Genomic DNA, 15,384 nt, shown 5'->3' on the forward strand with positions numbered 1-15,384 from the left:
GGAACTCAGTTTGCAGCTTCAGCGGCGGCTTCGGTCTTCTTCGAAGCCTTCTTCGCCTTGCCGCCGGCGGCAGCGATGTCCAGGATACGGACGATCGTCTGATGCTGGCGATGGCCGCGCGAGCGCTTGGAGTTCTGGCGGCGGCGCTTCTTGAAGGCGATGACCTTCTTGGCGCGGCCCTGGTCCACAACTTCGGCGCTGACGACGGCACCTTCGACAAACGGAGCACCGATGGTGGCATCGGCGCCGACGCCGACCATCAGGATCTCGGTGAATTCGATCTTGTCGCCAGCAACGCCTTCCAGCTTTTCGATGGTAATGACGTCATTGGCCGCCACGCGGTACTGCTTACCGCCGGTCTTGATGACTGCGAACATATTTTGTCCTTTCATGTTCGGTCCGGCTCTTTGCCCGAAGACAAGGCCGTCTTTTTGTCAGTCGCTAACGTGGAGCGAAGCGCCTCGGAAATCCTCGACCTTCGCCAGTGAACGGGCACAACACTTACCCGGCGCGGCGGAGGCTAAGCCCACACCACCTCATGGCGCGGATTACGGGAACGGCCCTTGCTTGTCAAGGCGAAAGCCACCATATCGCAGATATTCTTATCGGAAGCCCTTGCCAGCGGCAGAAACTGCCGCTATGAACCGGCCGCGCTTGAATAGCGCCAACCGACCCCGCGGAGAGGTGGCAGAGTGGTTGAATGCACCGCACTCGAAATGCGGCATGGGTGCAAGCCCATCGGGGGTTCGAATCCCCCCCTCTCCGCCATAAATTCTCTGGTTACAAGTGCTTTGCTTCCCAAGAGAGCGGCCTGGACGTCCGATGGTCTTTCACTCACTTAGTTACACTCCGGCACGCCCGAGCTTATGAGGCGGGATGAGCTTGCACACCGGTTTTACTTCCATCGTCGGCTTCGACTCGGCCTGGACTGACAACCCGAAAGCTCCCGGAGCGATCTGCGTCATTCGTCTGGATGGAGACGGCGCTCATTTGTATCTCGCACCCCGGCTTGCCTCGTTTGCGGAGGCTCTGGATGTCATCGAGCGCGAGCGCAAGGAGGCCCAGAAGTGCCTTGTGGCACTGGATCAGCCAACGATCGTCCCGAACCTCACCGGCTCGCGTCCCGTCGACAGGGTAGCCGGATCGCTGATCTCCTGGATTGGAGGCGGCGTTCAGCCTGCAAGCCGGTCGAAGAAGGGTATGTTCGATGACGGCGCACCGATCTGGCGGTTCAAGCAGACCTTGGCAGCGACCGAAGAGCCGGAACTCGCACGAGCAGCATCCAGCGGCCTCTTCCTGATCGAGGTTTTTCCGGCTCTGGCACTGGCTGCTATCGAGGGAACCTTCTGTTCGAGGCTTGCAGCCCCGAAGTACAATCCTGCCAACCGGAAGCGCTTCAAGATCAGCGACTGGCAGGCAGTCGCAGAAGCGGTCAGGCGGTTCGGCATGCTGAACTCGCTGCGGCACCTCGACGAATGGTGCTTGATAGCGGCAAGCTCCGAGGCGCCGAGGAAGGCGGACCAGGACAAGGTCGACGCATTGATCTGCGGCCTGATCGGGCTGCATTGGCTTGCCGCTCCGCGTGACCAATCGGTGATGATCGGTGACCTGGAGAGTGGCTATATGATAGCGCCGGCGACGCGCGGCGTGCATGAGAGGTTGCGCGCAGCGGCGCGACAGCGGGATGTGGCGATTGCGTGAGAAGAGGCCACAGACACAGGCCCGTCGCTTCCATTGCCGGAAAATCGATCCTCAGGGCAGGGAGGCGGATCTCAACTCGATCCTATAAGGTTTAGCCTATGAGGACACAGGTCGAAGCGTCCTTATGCATCCCCTCCCGCATCACTCCCCCGCATTCCTCCTGAGCCACGCCTCCAACCCCGCGATCACCGACAGCCTCAAGCTGGCGTTGCGCGTCAGCGCCCGGGCAAGCGGGCGGCCGTCGGGTGGGAAGCCCAGTTCGGCCATCACGTCGTCAGGTTTCAGCCCGCGCCGGGCCATTATCGTTCTGATCTCGGCGATTGCCGAGGGAAGCAGGTAGCGGCCGTTGGCGATCGGAGTTTCGGCGGGCTGCGGGCCGGCATCGGGCGGGGCGGCGGCGGGCGCGGGCAGCGTGCTTTTGGTTTTGAGCCAGGCGAGGAAGCTTTCGCGTTCGGCGTCGCTTGCCTTCGCCCAGGAGTTCTTGAGCTTCTCCAGCCGGCTGCGCTCCGGCTTCAGGCCGGCGAGGACCAGCGCCTGGCGCAGCGACGGGATCTTGCCGGCGGCGAGGGCGGCGTGGATTTCCGGAAATTCGGCCTTGAGGCGGTGCAGGTCGGGGGCGTCGTCGCCTTTGGTTTTCTTCGCCATCTTGGCTCCGCTTGTGACTCTCCCGGGCGGTCTAGAGCATTTCAACGTTTCATAGAAACACTGAAATGCTCTAACGGATCCAACGCAGTTTCGGACGGAAAACCGTTACACACTTTCCTGGAAGCGCTCCAGCGCGCCGGGAGAATGGGGGCGAGCGAAATATCCGGTGTCCGCTGCCCTTCGTTTGAAAGCCGGTCTAGCTCCAGTTCTGCACAAGTCAGCCTTTCTAACGTCGCCCGACAGCCGTAATGAATGCGGCGAAGGAAGGACGATTCGATGTCTGACGATTTTGAGCGCTACAGCGACCCGCAGGATGCGACCGTGGCCCTGTACCTCATGAACAATGACGGCGGCGAGCTGACCGACGTGCTGGTCGCTGCGCTCGAAGACGCGTTCCGGATTCTCAAAGAGGAATGGTCGAGCCGGTCGATGCATTGAGGTATTGCCGGTAAAGCCTGTCCCTCGAACGGCCATCCCGCGCGAGGGAACGCGAAGCCGTTCACCCGTTCTTCAGCAGATCCTCCATTGCGGCCGCAGCGCCAAGCAGCATCGCGTCCGCGCCGTGCCGGCCCATCAGCATCAGCCCCGCCGGCCGGCTCGTGCCTGCCATCGGCAGGCTTATTGCGGTCAGGTCGAACTGGTTGGCGACCTGGGTGTTGCGCAGCAGCAGGTCCTCCACGCGGCGGTATTCGGCCCTGTCCTCCTCGACCGAGGCGATGCTGACGGCGGGGATGGGTGTGGTCGGCAGCAGCGTGAGATCGAAGGGTGCCAGCCGCTCGTCCATGGCGCGCATGAGCTCTTGCCGCGTCCGCAGCAGGTCCTCGATCGCGGCGTCGGGGACCGTGAGCCGGCGGCGCAATGTGGATCTTACGCGGATGTCGACCGGCGCATTGTCGTCCAGGAGCCAGTCCGCGTGCACACGGCTTGCCTCGAGGCCAGCAAGCGAACCGATCGCGGTTGCCTCGGCGAAGCGGGCGAGGAGATCGTCGATCCCGCATGCGGCGAGTTTCGCACCCGCGCGGGAGAACGCTTGCAGGCTTCTTTCGAAAGCCGCCGCAATTTCCGGCGCAAGCCCTTCGAGAAGAGCGCCTTCGGGGATGCCGAGTTTCAGGCCGGCGAGCGGCATGCGCTCGAGCGGTCTCGGCGTATCGCCGGCCATGACCGCGTCGGCGGCCGCGCAACCGGCGACCGTGCGCGCAAGCGGGCCGATCGAATCGAGGCTGGGGGACAGGGGAAAGGCGCCTTCCAGAGATATGCGGCGGGCGGTGGGCTTGAAGCCGACGAGGCCCTGCAGGGCGGCCGGAATGCGCACCGAGCCGCCGCTGTCGGAGCCGATGGCGATCTCGCTCGTGCCCTCCGCCGCCGAGACGGCGGCGCCGGAGGAGGAACCGCCGGGAATGAGGCTCGGGTCGATAGCGTTGCCGGGCACCGGGTAATGCGGATTGAGGCCGACGGCGGTAAAGGCGAATTCCGTCATGTGAGACTTGCCGATGATGACGGCGCCGGCCGCGCGAAGGCGCCGGACGATCGCCGCGTCCGCTGTTGCCGGAGGCGCCGCGCGGCGGATGATGGAGCCCGCAAGCGTCGGCTCGCCCGCGATGTCAAAGAGGTCCTTGATGGAGACGATCCGCCCGTCGAGGGGCCCGAGGCTCTTGCCCTCGCGCCGCCTCCCGTCGGCAGCGTCCGCTTCCGCGCGGGCTGTCTCGGGATAGAGCTTCACATAAACGCGTTCATCGTTCCGCCGCCCGTCGAGGCGGGCGAGAACGGTTTCGAGGCGGTCGCGGGAGGGCGCATCTGACGGGGGCAAGGAAGGACCTCGTGAATTGCGGGCCAAGTCCGGAAGGAAGTCCTTGGAAGCGTTCCAATATTTAAAGGATCGCACGATTGATGTACAATAGGGGCGATAGCGACAAGCAATCGGGAAGACGCCGATGCGAATTCTACGATCCTCCGCAATCCTCGACTCCTCCGCGATCCATGAGGTCAGATACGATGTGCCGCGCCGGACGTTGAGCGTCTGGTTCCTCGGCAACCGCAGGCCCTATCATTACCTCGACGTTCCGGAAGAGGTTTACGAGGAACTGCTGCATGCGGATTCCGCCGGCAACTATTTCAATCGGCACATACGCCATCACTACGGTTTCCTGCATTAGGGATTGCCCCTTATCCGCCTGCAGGCAGCCCCCTTCACAGAACTGTCGCCAAACCGTCCGAATAGTTTCATCCGCCTGTAAAGCCGCTGACATCTGGCTCGCCAATGGTCCGCTCGCGAGAACCGACGATTCGCGAAACGGAACCGGAGGCAGGGATTGGCCGCTCTTCGAAACACCCTCACCAGGCGTTCTTTCCTCTTCTCCGCCGGCGCCGCAGGTCTTGTCGCTTCTTCCGGTCTCGCCACGCCGTTCTATGCGCGCGGCTACGGGCGGCCGGAATTCGCCCATGGGGTACAGTCCGGCGACGTCGATACGGGCTCGGGGATGATCTGGACGCGGGTCGATCGGCCGGCGCGCGTTTCCGTCGAATATTCGACTACGGAAAGCTTTTCGAATGCCGTGAGGCTTGCCGATATCGATGCGACGCCGCTGACCGACTGCGCCGTCAAGTGCCGGCTCCACAATCTGCTGCCGGACCAGGACATCTTCTATCGCTTCATCGCGACCGATCTCTACGACGCCAATCGCGTCTCCGAACCGGTCGTCGGGCGCTTCCGGACGGCTCCCTTGCGCCGCCGCTCCGTGCGCTTCGTCTGGTCCGGCGACACGGCGGGGCAGGGCTGGGGCATCGACGAGGTCGGCATGAAGACCTATTCGACCATGCGGCTGCACGAGCCGGATTTCTTCATCCATTCCGGCGACACGATCTATGCCGACAATCCTATCCCCGACGAGATCAAGCTGCGCGACGGCGGCATGTGGAAGAACCGGATCGTCACGCCCGAGAAGCGAGACGTCGCGCGGACGCTCGAGGAATATCGCGGCCAGTGGAAATACAACCTGCTCGACGAGCATGTGCGGAGGCTCCATGCCGAATGTCCCACCTTCTATCAGTGGGACGACCACGAGGTCCTGAACAACTGGTCGGCCTCGACCGATCTCAGCGACGACCCGCGCTATCCGGAGAAGGATGTCGCCGTCTATGCCGCCCGCGCGGCCCGCGCGTTTCACGAGATGACGGCGATCCGCACGCTGCCGACGGAGCCCGGCCGCATTTTCCGCAAGATCGCCTATGGTCCGCTGCTCGACGTCTTCTTCGTGGATCTGCGCTCCTATCGCGGCCCCAACCAGGAAGAGGGGGGGGGCGGCCTCTTCGGCTGGCGGCAGGCGGACTGGCTGAAGCGCGAGCTTGCGGCGTCCAGCGCCACCTGGAAGGTGATCGCCTGCGACATGCCGATCGGCCTCATCGTTTGGGACGACTATTCGGCAAGGCGCGGATCGGATGCCATTGCCGACGGCGACCATGGCGCGCCGAAGGGGCGCGAGAGCGAATTTGCGGACCTCCTGCGCTTCGTCCGCGACAATGCGATCGAGAACCTCGTCTGGCTGACGGCGGACGTGCATTACACGGCGGCGCATCACTACGATCCCTCGCGGGCTGCCTTCAAGGACTTCTCGCCGTTCTGGGAGTTCGTCTCCGGGCCGCTTCATTCCGGCACCTACGGCCCGAAGGAGCTCGACATGACCTTCGGCCCCGAGGTTCGCTTCATGAAGGCGTCCGGCGGAGGAATCGACAGCAACCTGCCGCCGTCGGCGGGCCTTCAATTCTTCGGCATCGTCGATATCAGCGGCCAGACGCGGCAGATGACGGTGCGGCTGATGGACCGGCAGGATCAGGAACTCTGGCGGGTAACCCTCGATCCGGCGGTTTCCGCTTGAGCCGGCGGCGCCTCACGCAGGTCAGCCCTGCGCGCCGGCCCCCTTTCGCTTCCGGGAAAAAACCTGTATGAGCGCGGCAACTGAAAAGCGGTACCTGCCTCGTCGCGCGTGCCCACGAACTTTCCGAGACAAAAAATGAGCATTCGTAACATCGCGATCATCGCGCACGTCGACCATGGGAAAACCACGCTCGTCGACGAACTTCTGAAGCAGTCGGGCTCCTTCCGCGAAAACCAGCGCGTCGCCGAGCGCATGATGGATTCCAACGAACTGGAAAAGGAACGCGGCATCACCATCCTCGCCAAGGCGACTTCGGTCGAGTGGAAGGGTACCCGCATCAATATCGTCGACACCCCCGGCCACGCCGATTTCGGCGGTGAAGTCGAGCGCATTCTGTCGATGGTGGACGGCGCCATCGTGCTGGTCGACGCCGCCGAAGGCCCGATGCCGCAGACGAAATTCGTCGTCGGCAAGGCGCTCAAGGTCGGTCTTCGGCCGATCGTGGCGATCAATAAGATCGACCGGCCCGATGCCCGTCACGAGGAAGTCATCAACGAGGTATTCGATCTCTTCGCGGCGCTCGATGCGACCGATGAGCAGCTCGACTTCCCGATTCTCTACGGTTCCGGCCGTAACGGCTGGATGAACGTCGCGCCGGAAGGTCCGCAGGATCAGGGCCTGGCACCGCTCCTCGATCTCGTTCTCGATCACGTTCCGGAGCCGAGCGTCGGCGAAGGCCCGTTCCGGATGATCGGCACCATTCTCGAAGCCAATCCCTTCCTCGGCCGCATCATCACCGGGCGCATTCATTCCGGTTCGATCAAGCCGAACCAGGCGGTCAAGGTCCTCGGGCAGGACGGCAAGGTGCTCGAGTCCGGGCGCATCTCCAAGATTCTTGCATTCCGCGGCATCGAGCGTCAGCCGATCGAGGAAGCCCATGCGGGCGACATCGTGGCGATCGCCGGCCTCTCCAAGGGCACCGTCGCCGACACGTTCTGTGATCCGGCCATCAACGAGCCGCTGAAGGCGCAGCCGATCGATCCGCCGACCGTCACCATGTCCTTCCTCGTCAACGATTCTCCGCTCGCCGGCACCGAAGGCGACAAGGTCACTTCGCGCGTCATCCGCGACCGTCTGTTCAAGGAAGCCGAGGGCAACGTCGCATTGAAGATCGAGGAATCCTCCGAGAAGGACTCGTTCTACGTGTCGGGCCGCGGCGAACTGCAGCTCGCGGTTCTGATCGAAACGATGCGCCGCGAAGGCTTCGAGCTCGCCGTCTCGCGTCCGCGCGTGGTCATGCACAAGGATGAGAACGGACAGCTCCTGGAGCCGATCGAAGAGGTCGTCATCGACGTCGACGAGGAGCATTCGGGCGTCGTCGTCCAGAAAATGTCCGAACGCAAGGCCGAAATGGCCGAGCTTCGTCCCTCCGGCGGCAACCGCGTCCGGCTGGTGTTCTTCGCGCCCACCCGCGGTCTCATCGGCTATCAGTCGGAGCTTCTGACCGATACGCGCGGCACGGCGATCATGAACCGCCTGTTCCACGACTACCAGCCCTATAAGGGTGAGATCGGCGGCCGCGTGAACGGTGTTCTGCTCTCGAACGACGCCGGCGAATCCGTGGCCTATGCGATGTTCAACCTCGAAGATCGCGGCCCGATGATCATCGACGCCGGCGAAAAGGTCTATGCGGGCATGATCATCGGTATCCACACGCGCGACAACGATCTGGAAGTCAACGTCCTCAAGGGTAAGAAGCTCACCAACATGCGCGCGTCCGGCAAGGACGAGGCGGTAAAGCTGACGCCGCCGATCCGCATGACGCTCGACCGGGCGCTGTCATGGATCCAGGACGACGAACTGGTCGAGGTCACGCCGAAGTCGATCCGGCTTCGCAAGATGTATCTCGATCCGAACGAGCGCAAGCGCTTCGAGAAGTCGCGGACGGCCGGCGCTGCTTAAGGGGCTAAAAGCGAGCCCCTCATCCCGCTGCCGCGACCTTCTCCCCGCATGCGGGGAGAAGGGGTATGCCGCGCCGCCTCCGTCCGCTCTCCCCGCGAGCGGGCCAGTCCTCGGGTTAAAGCCGAGGAGAGGGGCAAGTCCAACCTTCTGATTTCGTCGATCTACAAACCCCCGGAGCGATCCGGGGTTTTTGCTGTGTGTGCCTTTCGCGGGCGGCTTGCGGATAAAGTTAAAAAGGCGTTAACCTTGGGGCAGGTGCCGTTAAAGTTGCCTGTGGGTTAACGCCGCGCGACAGCCCGGCGGGATTCCTGTCCGCCGCGTCGTGTGATTAGAGTCGCAAGTCATGAAGACTGTTTCGATCGAGGTTCGGCCTGGGGAGCCGCATGAGGCGGCGGCAATCGCCGACGTGCATCGCGTTTCCTGGTTGCAGGCCTATGGCGGTATCATTCCGCACCGCCCCCTTGTCCGAATGGTCAATCGCCGCGACGAGACCTGGTGGCGCAAGGCCACGCGCGGACCGGCGACCCTTCTCGTCGTCGACGTCGCCGGCACGATAGCCGGCTATGCGACGCTGGGCCTGAGCCGGGCGCGGGCGCTGCCGCAGGAAGGCGAAATCTACGAGATATATCTGAGGCCCGAATATCAGGGCATCGGCCTCGGGCGTGTCCTCTTTGGCGAAGCAAAGAGCCTTCTGAAATCGCTCGGCTGCGAAGGGCTCGTCGTCTGGTGCCTGGAAGACAGTGCGAATGCCTATAATTTCTTCCATTCGGCGGGCGGTCGCGACATTGCCGAAGGCATGGAGGATTTCGGCGAGAAGCACCTGAAGAAGGTCGGCTTCGTCTGGAGTTGAGGAGTGCCGCAAGGCGCTGTCATCGGTCCGGGCGTCTCGCAGAGCCTCATTTCGGCAGGAAGTGCATGGGTTCGCCCGCCTTCTCGCCGCGATTTCCGTGATAGGATGCCTGGTCCGTGCCGCAGCGGAAGCTTGCGGCTCTTTCGTCGGCTATCCTGCGCGCCAGCGTGTTCGCATCGGCATTGGCGAGCGCGTCGACATAGCCGATGACGCAGCCGTCGCCGTCCTCCTTCTGCGCGACCTTCGAGATCACCAGAACCTGTCCCTCGAACGCCTTGGTGCTCCTGTCCGTCTGGGGGTCCGGGTTCTCGATGATCCAGCGCAGGATGGCGGCGACCGGCTTCCCGTTGGCGTCGAGGCGCCATTCGACGGTCGTTTCGGCATGGTTGAAGGGACCGAAACTCTCGAAGCCGTTCTCCAGATAGCTTTGCCTGGCATGGCCGAAGAAGAAGCTCTGGCGCATATCGCTCTCGATGAAATGGACGGGATAGTCGCCTATGCCGGGACAAAGCATCTGCGACGAGGCGCCTTCCCACTCGCGCAGGAGCCGGCACTTGTCGCGGCTGGCGTCTGTGTAGGCGCTGTCATTGGCAAGTGCAGGCGCCGAGATCAGGGCGGCGGAAAGAAAATAGCGAAGTTTCGGGCGCATTGTCTCTCCTGCGAAGATAAATATCAGCCCTGCCCCTTTTTAGCCGCGCGGCGTGCCTACAGCAAATCCGCCCGCCCGGAACCAAAGTCATGTTGCATCGCGGCATGTTTCCCTTTATCCGACGGGACGACTTTTCAAACGACCCCTGGAGGTGCTCATGCGGATCGACGCGATTTCCATCGGAAAGAATCCACCGGAAGATGTCAATGTAATCGTGGAAGTCCCGGTCGGCGGGCATCCGATCAAGTACGAAATGGACAAGGAGGCCGGCACGCTGGTGGTCGATCGCTTCCTCTACACGCCGATGACCTATCCGGGCAATTACGGCTTCGTGCCGCACACGCTTTCCGACGACGGCGATCCGATCGACGTGCTGATCTGCAATACCCGTCCGCTGGTTCCGGGCTGCGTCATCAATGTCCGCCCGATCGGCGTGATGATGATGGAAGACAATTCCGGTCAGGACGAAAAGATCATCGCGGTCCCCTCCGCCCATCTGACCAAGCGCTACGACAAGGTGCACGATTACACCGACCTGCCGGAAATCACCCTCAAGCAGATCGAGCACTTCTTCGAGCACTACAAGGATCTGGAGCCCGGCAAGTGGGTGAAGATCTTCGGCTGGAAGGATGCCAGCATGGCCAAGCAGCTGATCCGGGAAGCGGTCGAGCGCGCCAAGACGAAAAAATAATCGTTTCGCTGTTTTACTGAGACATGAAAACCTCCGGCTCGGCCTCGATCCGGAGGTTTTTTGCGCTTTAGTCTAGATCACGATGATTTTAGGTGGAGTCGGCCTGCACGGGCGAAACCGCACACACTTTTCCTCATTCCCGCTCTAACGCAGCAGCGCCGGAGCGATGGTGGTGTTCAGGAAGAGCTGGATGAAATAGAGGATCACCAGCACGACGAGCGGCGAAAGGTCGACGCCGCCCATGTCGGGCAGCACGCGCCGGATCGGCCGGTAGAGCGGCTCGGTCAACTGATAGAGTGAGCGGCCGATCATGTTGATCGCCTGATTGTTCACGTTGATCACGTTGAACGCATAGAGCCAGGAGAAGATGGCCGAGGCGATGATCAGGAACCACGCAATGTTGATGATGAAATTCAAAGTGCCGATGACAGCAAGCATGCCGGTCTCCAATTCGTTGTTGACAGACATGTAGACATTAGGAACTAAACGAGCAAGTACGCCGGCCTGCCTCGCGTGATCATGTTTAATGGCACGGAGCGCGCCTTTCTTCCCTTCCCTGCAGTGCTCCGCGGTTTTTCCGATGCGCAAGGATCGCTGCAGGATTTCAATTTCTGCACGCTCCCGCTGCTCGGTCGGCGACGGTATCAGGAGCCTGCAGCAGGAGCATTCCAGCATGTCGGCCGTCCATGCCGCGCACCGTTTCGCCGCCTTCAGGCACGTCGGCTACCGGCGCTATTTCTTCTCCCGCCTGCTCGCCTATTTCGCCGTCCAGATCATGTCCGTGGCCGTCGGCTGGCAGATCTACGATCTGACGCGCGATCCTTTCTCGCTCGGTCTCATCGGCCTCTTCCAATTCCTGCCCTCCCTCGTTCTCATTCTCGTGACGGGCAGCGTGGCGGACCGCTACAATCGCCGGGCGATCATGGGCATCTGCATGCTGGTCAGCACGCTCTGCGGCGCAGCACTTCTCCTTTTGACGGTGACGGGACTATTTTCACCCTGGCCGGTTTACGCGATCCTTGTCGTGTTCGGCATAGAGCGGGCTTTCCTGGGCCCCGCTTCCCAGTCACTGGCGCCCAATCTGGTGCCCGCGGAAGATCTGCCCAATGCGATCGCGTGGAATTCGACCTCGTGGCAGACGGCGATGATCGTCGGCCCGGTGGCTGGCGGGCTTCTCTACGGATTCGGCCCGACCGTGCCCTATGCGGTCAGCCTCGGCTTCTTCGCTGCCGGCGCCCTGATGGTCTTCGCCGTGCCGAAGCCCGCAAGGCGCTCGCCGCCGTCGGCCGCAAACTGGCAGACGATCACCGCAGGGTTCCGCTACATCAAGGCCGAGAAGATCGTGCTGGGGGCGATCTCGCTCGATCTCTTCGCCGTGCTGCTCGGCGGCGCCGTCGCGCTCATGCCGGTCTTCGCGCGGGACGTCCTGACGCTCGGGCCGTGGGGCCTCGGCCTCCTGCGGGCCGCGCCCGGTGTCGGCGCGGTCGGAATGGCGGTGTGGCTGGCCGCCCATCCGATCCGCAATCGAGCCGGTCTCTACATGTTCGTCGGCGTTGCCCTCTTCGGCCTGGCAACGGTCGTTTTCGGCCTGTCGGCGACGCCATGGATCTCGATCGCCGCGCTCGTCGTCATGGGCGCTTCCGACATGATCTCGGTCTATGTGCGCGAGATACTCATCACGCTCTGGACCCCGGATGAGCTGCGCGGCCGCGTAAACGCCGTCAACATGGTATTCGTCGGTGCTTCCAACGAACTCGGCGAGTTCCGCGCCGGCATGATGGCGTCCGGCTTCGGCACGGTTTTCGCGGTCGTCTTCGGCGGCGCAGGCACGCTTCTCGTGTCGCTCCTCTGGGCACTCGGCTTTCCGCAATTGCGCAGGATCGATACGCTGGATGTGCCGGAGGCGCAGCGGAGGGGGTGAGCATCTGAACTGGAGGCCGCCCCTCATCCCGCTGCCGCGACCTTCTCCCCGCAGGCGGGGAGAAGGGACAAGACGCGCCCGCTCGCCCCGAATCGCGGGATGTTGAAGAAGGAAGCGGCAAACTCGTCCCCTCGCCCCGCTTGCGGGGAGAGGGTTAGGGTGAGGGGCATTCGCAACTCACGACTGCAAGCTCTTCCGGAATTCCTCCCCGCATTCACCATTCATGAAAATCAGCTCCAGGAAATTCTCCATCCATGTCCGCAAGGGATGGTCGTGGAGCATGCGGCCCTCCAGATGCGCTTTGCCCAGTTGGGCACCGGGGAGCTCGAAGCGATGGGCACCGTGCACCACCCAGCGATGCATCATCGCCCGCGTCAGCTCGCCGTGGAACTGGATGCCCCAGGCGTTCTCGCCGTAGCGGAAGGCCTGGTTCGGGTAGGTGTCGCCGGTTGCCAGCAATTCGGCGCCCTTCGGCAGGTCGAAGCCTTCGCGGTGGAAGTGATAGACCATCGCGGGCCAGTCCATCAGCGCCTTGCCGGCCTGCGTGGCTCTCAAGGGATACCAGCCGATCTCGGTCATGCCTTCGTGATGGGCTTCGACCCTGCCGCCGAGATTTCGGGCCAGCATCTGCGCCCCGAGACAGATTCCGAGATAGGGCTTGTTTTCCAGAAGCGGCACGGACAGCCAGTCGATTTCGCGCCGGACGAACTCCTCCTCGTCATTGGCACTCATCGGTCCGCCGAAGATGATCGTCCCCGAATGCGCTTCCAGCGTCGGCGGCAGCTCGTCGCCGAGCGCGGGGCGGCGGATGTCGAGCGAAAAGCCCTTCCGCTCGAGAATCTGGCCGACGCGGCCGGCGCTCGAGCGCTCCTGATGGAGCACGATGAGGATGGGTCTTTTGGCGTCTCTCTTGGTGTCTGGGGCCTCTGGCGGCATCGTCAACTTTCCTGTTGCGCCTCGTTCTCCTCCACCATGTCGATCTTGGCGGCTGCTTCCTGGCGTTTCAAGACCCGGTCACGCCCCGAAACGCCGAGGAGGTCGGCAATCCGCCAGATCACGTGGTCTTCCATTTCGCTGCGCGCACCGTCGGCGTAAACGATTTCCCACAGCATGCCGACGAGCTCGATGCGTTGCTCCTCGGGCAGGTGCCGCTTTATGTCCGACGTGAACTGGTAGAAGTCGATCGCTTCGCTTTCGGCGCTCTCGCCGGCCGCGATCAGGGCATTGAGAGCGGCATCGTCGAGCTTGTAATGCTCCTTGATGAGCTTGCGCATCTTGCGGCGCTCGGAGCTGCGGACCGCGCCGTCCGCTTCCATGACCTGGAAGCAGAGGCCGATCACCGCCACGCGCGGGTCCCCCGCTTCAATCCGCGCTGAGCCCGTCATTCCTTCCAGAAATGCGCGAAAACGTTCAAACATGCACTATCGCCTGCAGCCTATGGAGATGTCTGGGTTCAGAAAAGACGGAAGTTGGTGGTGGTCCGTTCCGCCGCCGCCGGCTCGCGCACGCCCGGATCGTCCGGGGGGCGGCCGAAAAAGGGATCCGGTGCCTCCTCGGCATCCTTGCCCTTTGCGGGCGATGCGGCCGGTTCCTTCCGGTCGGGAACGCTGATCGCCTTCTCCGGCCCGGCCCGTTCTCGCTCAACCCGTTCTCGCTCGGTTTGATCGCGCTCGGCTGTCGGGGCAGCCTCGACCGTCCGTTCAGGAGCCGGTTCCTCGACCGGGCGGGGCACGGTCGCGACTGGCGGGAGGCTGCGAATTGCCTGGTCGGGGTTCAGATGCCCGTCCTCCGTTGCCGCCGCGATCTGCGACGGCGGAGCTTTCCACTCGAAGGCGTCGAGGCGGCCGCTGACCGGGGAGACCGGCAGCCAGACCGGTGAGGTGACGCCGTCGGCGGTCCAGGCCGGATCGCGCGGGCTCTTCAGCGCCTGTGCCATCCAGTGACGGATGCGGCCCTCGTCGCCGGTGTCTGCCTCCTCGATGTCCGCGAGCAGCAGAAAAATGCTCTCCCTCGGCTCGAGGCGGGCGGCGGCCTCTGCCTTTGTGCGCGCAAGAGCAAGTTCGCGCGCGTCGAGCGCCGCCTCGGCAACGGTCGCCAGTGCGACGGCATTGTTGCTGCGGAGCGATTCAAGCTTCTTCGCCCGCTTCAGCCGGTCGAGGGCGGAGTCCCCGCCGCGCGCCCGCACATAGAGACGCGCGATATCGGGATGCGGATCCAATTTCCACATCCTCTCGAGGATCGAAGCACCCTTGCGCAGATTTTCCTCGCGAAAGAGCGCCTTGGCGGCAACGAGCGCCGCCGGCACGAGGCGGTCGTCGAGCTTCAGCGCCGCCTGCGCGTCGTCCCGGGCGGATTTCGGGTCTGCATCCAATCTTTCCATTGCCCGTGCGGTCAGAAGAACGGCCTTTTTCCGGTCCGCTTCGTTCTTTTCGAGCACATGGGCGGCGCGGCTCTGGTCGAGCAGGCGGATTGCCTCGTCCCACTGGCGCGCCTGGCTGCGATGGTCGAGCGTTGCCAGGGTAGCCCACGGCAAGTGCGGCGCTTTCTCGGAGGCGCGCTCGGCATATTGGCGCGCAGCCTCGTTGGCGCCGAGCCGCTTGGCTTCGAGATACAGCCCGCGCAGGCCGAGTTCGCGCGTCTCAGGGTCGTCCGCCATCGCCTCGAATTTTTTGCGTGCGTCGTCGTATTTGCCTTCGATCAGCGCCGTCTGCGCTTCGAGCAGATGGATGAGCGGCTCCTGATCCGAGCTGATGAGGTTTCGCGTGCGCGCGGCCATCTTGCGGGCGAGATTGGCGTCGCCGGCGCCGGCCGCGATCAGGCCGGTCGACAATGCCTGATAGCCGCGGTCGCGCTTGCGGGAGCGAAAGTAACGCGTGACGGTGTGCGGCGACAACCAGATCGTGCGAAGCAGCCAGACGACGATCAGAACGGCAGCGAAGAGCGAGATCAGGATCGAGGCGGCGCGCATCAGGCTCATCTCGATGAGTTGGCCCTGCCAGATCAGCGACAATTCCCCCGGACGATCCGCGAGCCAGGCAAAGCCGAGAGCCAGGCAAAGGACGAGCAGTACGAAGAACAGTATCCGGATCATAT

At 63.2% G+C, this 15,384-nt stretch carries 16 protein-coding genes and 1 tRNA gene; 9 read left to right on the plus strand and 8 right to left on the minus strand.

The features are described from left to right. Nucleotides 1-5: 5 nt before the first annotated feature. Nucleotides 6-377 (minus strand): 50S ribosomal protein L21, encoded by a 372-nt coding sequence (gene rplU / locus JOH52_RS07385; RefSeq protein ID WP_003531204.1) that lies wholly within the window; start codon nucleotides 375-377, stop codon nucleotides 6-8. A gap of 301 nt (nucleotides 378-678) precedes the next feature. Between rplU and JOH52_RS07390 the strand changes: the two genes are divergently transcribed. Further along, a tRNA-Ser gene (locus JOH52_RS07390) sits at nucleotides 679-768 on the plus strand. Between the two features lie 108 nt (nucleotides 769-876). Then, nucleotides 877-1,701 carry a DUF429 domain-containing protein gene (locus JOH52_RS07395; protein ID WP_010970403.1) on the plus strand — a complete coding sequence of 275 codons (825 nt, stop codon included), beginning with the start codon at nucleotides 877-879 and terminating at the stop codon, nucleotides 1,699-1,701. Nucleotides 1,702-1,842: 141 nt separating this feature from the next. On the opposite strand, the gene JOH52_RS07400 is transcribed toward JOH52_RS07395, so the two are convergent. Beyond that, complete coding sequence (locus JOH52_RS07400) at nucleotides 1,843-2,346, minus strand: hypothetical protein (RefSeq protein ID WP_010970402.1); 504 nt, start codon at nucleotides 2,344-2,346, stop codon at nucleotides 1,843-1,845. A 276-nt stretch (nucleotides 2,347-2,622) separates the two neighbouring features. Here JOH52_RS07400 and JOH52_RS07405 point away from each other — a divergent pair, with 276 nt between their 5' ends. Next, entirely contained in the window at nucleotides 2,623-2,784 is a 162-nt protein-coding gene (locus JOH52_RS07405; protein ID WP_003531192.1) for a hypothetical protein, read from the plus strand. 61 nt (nucleotides 2,785-2,845) lie between these two features. Here JOH52_RS07405 and JOH52_RS07410 read toward each other — a convergent pair whose 3' ends face one another. Then, nucleotides 2,846-4,153 carry an amidase gene (locus JOH52_RS07410; protein WP_010970401.1) on the minus strand — a complete coding sequence of 436 codons (1,308 nt, stop codon included), beginning with the start codon at nucleotides 4,151-4,153 and terminating at the stop codon, nucleotides 2,846-2,848. A gap of 124 nt (nucleotides 4,154-4,277) precedes the next feature. Between JOH52_RS07410 and JOH52_RS07415 the strand changes: the two genes are divergently transcribed. The 4 genes from JOH52_RS07415 to JOH52_RS07430 all read left to right on the plus strand — a co-directional run bounded on the left by JOH52_RS07415 (nucleotide 4,278) and on the right by JOH52_RS07430 (nucleotide 9,030). Continuing rightward, entirely contained in the window at nucleotides 4,278-4,499 is a 222-nt protein-coding gene (locus JOH52_RS07415) for a KTSC domain-containing protein (protein WP_003531190.1), read from the plus strand. A 156-nt stretch (nucleotides 4,500-4,655) separates the two neighbouring features. Then, nucleotides 4,656-6,218 carry an alkaline phosphatase D family protein gene (locus JOH52_RS07420; RefSeq protein WP_010970400.1) on the plus strand — a complete coding sequence of 521 codons (1,563 nt, stop codon included), beginning with the start codon at nucleotides 4,656-4,658 and terminating at the stop codon, nucleotides 6,216-6,218. Nucleotides 6,219-6,353: 135 nt separating this feature from the next. Continuing rightward, nucleotides 6,354-8,180 carry a translational GTPase TypA gene (typA, locus tag JOH52_RS07425; protein WP_010970399.1) on the plus strand — a complete coding sequence of 609 codons (1,827 nt, stop codon included), beginning with the start codon at nucleotides 6,354-6,356 and terminating at the stop codon, nucleotides 8,178-8,180. Nucleotides 8,181-8,523: 343 nt separating this feature from the next. Further along, the gene (locus tag JOH52_RS07430) at nucleotides 8,524-9,030 is read left to right on the plus strand and encodes a GNAT family N-acetyltransferase (RefSeq protein ID WP_003531187.1); all 507 of its coding nucleotides are present in this window, start codon (nucleotides 8,524-8,526) and stop codon (nucleotides 9,028-9,030) included. Nucleotides 9,031-9,076: 46 nt separating this feature from the next. On the opposite strand, the gene JOH52_RS07435 is transcribed toward JOH52_RS07430, so the two are convergent. Then, the gene (locus tag JOH52_RS07435; protein ID WP_003531186.1) at nucleotides 9,077-9,679 is read right to left on the minus strand and encodes a hypothetical protein; all 603 of its coding nucleotides are present in this window, start codon (nucleotides 9,677-9,679) and stop codon (nucleotides 9,077-9,079) included. Nucleotides 9,680-9,836: 157 nt separating this feature from the next. Between JOH52_RS07435 and ppa the strand changes: the two genes are divergently transcribed. Next, the gene (ppa, locus tag JOH52_RS07440; protein ID WP_003531185.1) at nucleotides 9,837-10,370 is read left to right on the plus strand and encodes an inorganic diphosphatase; all 534 of its coding nucleotides are present in this window, start codon (nucleotides 9,837-9,839) and stop codon (nucleotides 10,368-10,370) included. Nucleotides 10,371-10,514: 144 nt separating this feature from the next. On the opposite strand, the gene JOH52_RS07445 is transcribed toward ppa, so the two are convergent. After that, complete coding sequence (locus JOH52_RS07445) at nucleotides 10,515-10,808, minus strand: YggT family protein (protein WP_003531184.1); 294 nt, start codon at nucleotides 10,806-10,808, stop codon at nucleotides 10,515-10,517. A 235-nt stretch (nucleotides 10,809-11,043) separates the two neighbouring features. On the opposite strand from JOH52_RS07445, the gene JOH52_RS07450 reads away from it, so the two are divergent. After that, a complete protein-coding gene (locus tag JOH52_RS07450; protein ID WP_010970398.1) occupies nucleotides 11,044-12,291 on the plus strand; it encodes an MFS transporter in 1,248 nt (415 codons plus the stop codon). Between the two features lie 177 nt (nucleotides 12,292-12,468). Here JOH52_RS07450 and JOH52_RS07455 read toward each other — a convergent pair whose 3' ends face one another. From JOH52_RS07455 to JOH52_RS07465, 3 genes are read right to left on the minus strand one after another with little or no spacing between them, the layout of a single operon-like run. Then, nucleotides 12,469-13,227, minus strand: coding sequence for a glutamine amidotransferase (locus tag JOH52_RS07455; RefSeq protein ID WP_010970397.1), 759 nt, complete (start codon nucleotides 13,225-13,227; stop codon nucleotides 12,469-12,471). Nucleotides 13,228-13,229: 2 nt separating this feature from the next. Next, complete coding sequence (locus tag JOH52_RS07460) at nucleotides 13,230-13,709, minus strand: tellurite resistance TerB family protein (protein WP_010970396.1); 480 nt, start codon at nucleotides 13,707-13,709, stop codon at nucleotides 13,230-13,232. Nucleotides 13,710-13,744: 35 nt separating this feature from the next. Then, nucleotides 13,745-15,382, minus strand: coding sequence for a heme biosynthesis protein HemY (locus JOH52_RS07465; protein ID WP_010970395.1), 1,638 nt, complete (start codon nucleotides 15,380-15,382; stop codon nucleotides 13,745-13,747). Nucleotides 15,383-15,384: the final 2 nt, after the last annotated feature.

The organism is Sinorhizobium meliloti (genome assembly GCF_017876815.1).
GTDB lineage: Bacteria > Pseudomonadota > Alphaproteobacteria > Rhizobiales > Rhizobiaceae > Sinorhizobium > Sinorhizobium meliloti.

Excerpts from the sequence above, each read along its gene's own strand:
- rplU (WP_003531204.1), bottom strand. The coding sequence starts at position 377 with ATGTTCGCAGTCATCAAGACCGGCGGTAAGCAGTACCGCGTGGCGGCC.
- JOH52_RS07395 (WP_010970403.1), top strand. The coding sequence starts at position 877 with ATGAGCTTGCACACCGGTTTTACTTCCATCGTCGGCTTCGACTCGGCC.
- JOH52_RS07400 (WP_010970402.1), bottom strand. The coding sequence starts at position 2,346 with ATGGCGAAGAAAACCAAAGGCGACGACGCCCCCGACCTGCACCGCCTC.
- JOH52_RS07405 (WP_003531192.1), top strand. The coding sequence starts at position 2,623 with ATGTCTGACGATTTTGAGCGCTACAGCGACCCGCAGGATGCGACCGTG.
- JOH52_RS07415 (WP_003531190.1), top strand. The coding sequence starts at position 4,278 with ATGCGAATTCTACGATCCTCCGCAATCCTCGACTCCTCCGCGATCCAT.
- typA (WP_010970399.1), top strand. The coding sequence starts at position 6,354 with ATGAGCATTCGTAACATCGCGATCATCGCGCACGTCGACCATGGGAAA.
- JOH52_RS07430 (WP_003531187.1), top strand. The coding sequence starts at position 8,524 with ATGAAGACTGTTTCGATCGAGGTTCGGCCTGGGGAGCCGCATGAGGCG.
- JOH52_RS07435 (WP_003531186.1), bottom strand. The coding sequence starts at position 9,679 with ATGCGCCCGAAACTTCGCTATTTTCTTTCCGCCGCCCTGATCTCGGCG.
- ppa (WP_003531185.1), top strand. The coding sequence starts at position 9,837 with ATGCGGATCGACGCGATTTCCATCGGAAAGAATCCACCGGAAGATGTC.
- JOH52_RS07445 (WP_003531184.1), bottom strand. The coding sequence starts at position 10,808 with ATGCTTGCTGTCATCGGCACTTTGAATTTCATCATCAACATTGCGTGG.
- JOH52_RS07450 (WP_010970398.1), top strand. The coding sequence starts at position 11,044 with ATGTCGGCCGTCCATGCCGCGCACCGTTTCGCCGCCTTCAGGCACGTC.
- JOH52_RS07455 (WP_010970397.1), bottom strand. The coding sequence starts at position 13,227 with ATGCCGCCAGAGGCCCCAGACACCAAGAGAGACGCCAAAAGACCCATC.
- JOH52_RS07460 (WP_010970396.1), bottom strand. The coding sequence starts at position 13,709 with ATGTTTGAACGTTTTCGCGCATTTCTGGAAGGAATGACGGGCTCAGCG.
- JOH52_RS07465 (WP_010970395.1), bottom strand. The coding sequence starts at position 15,382 with ATGATCCGGATACTGTTCTTCGTACTGCTCGTCCTTTGCCTGGCTCTC.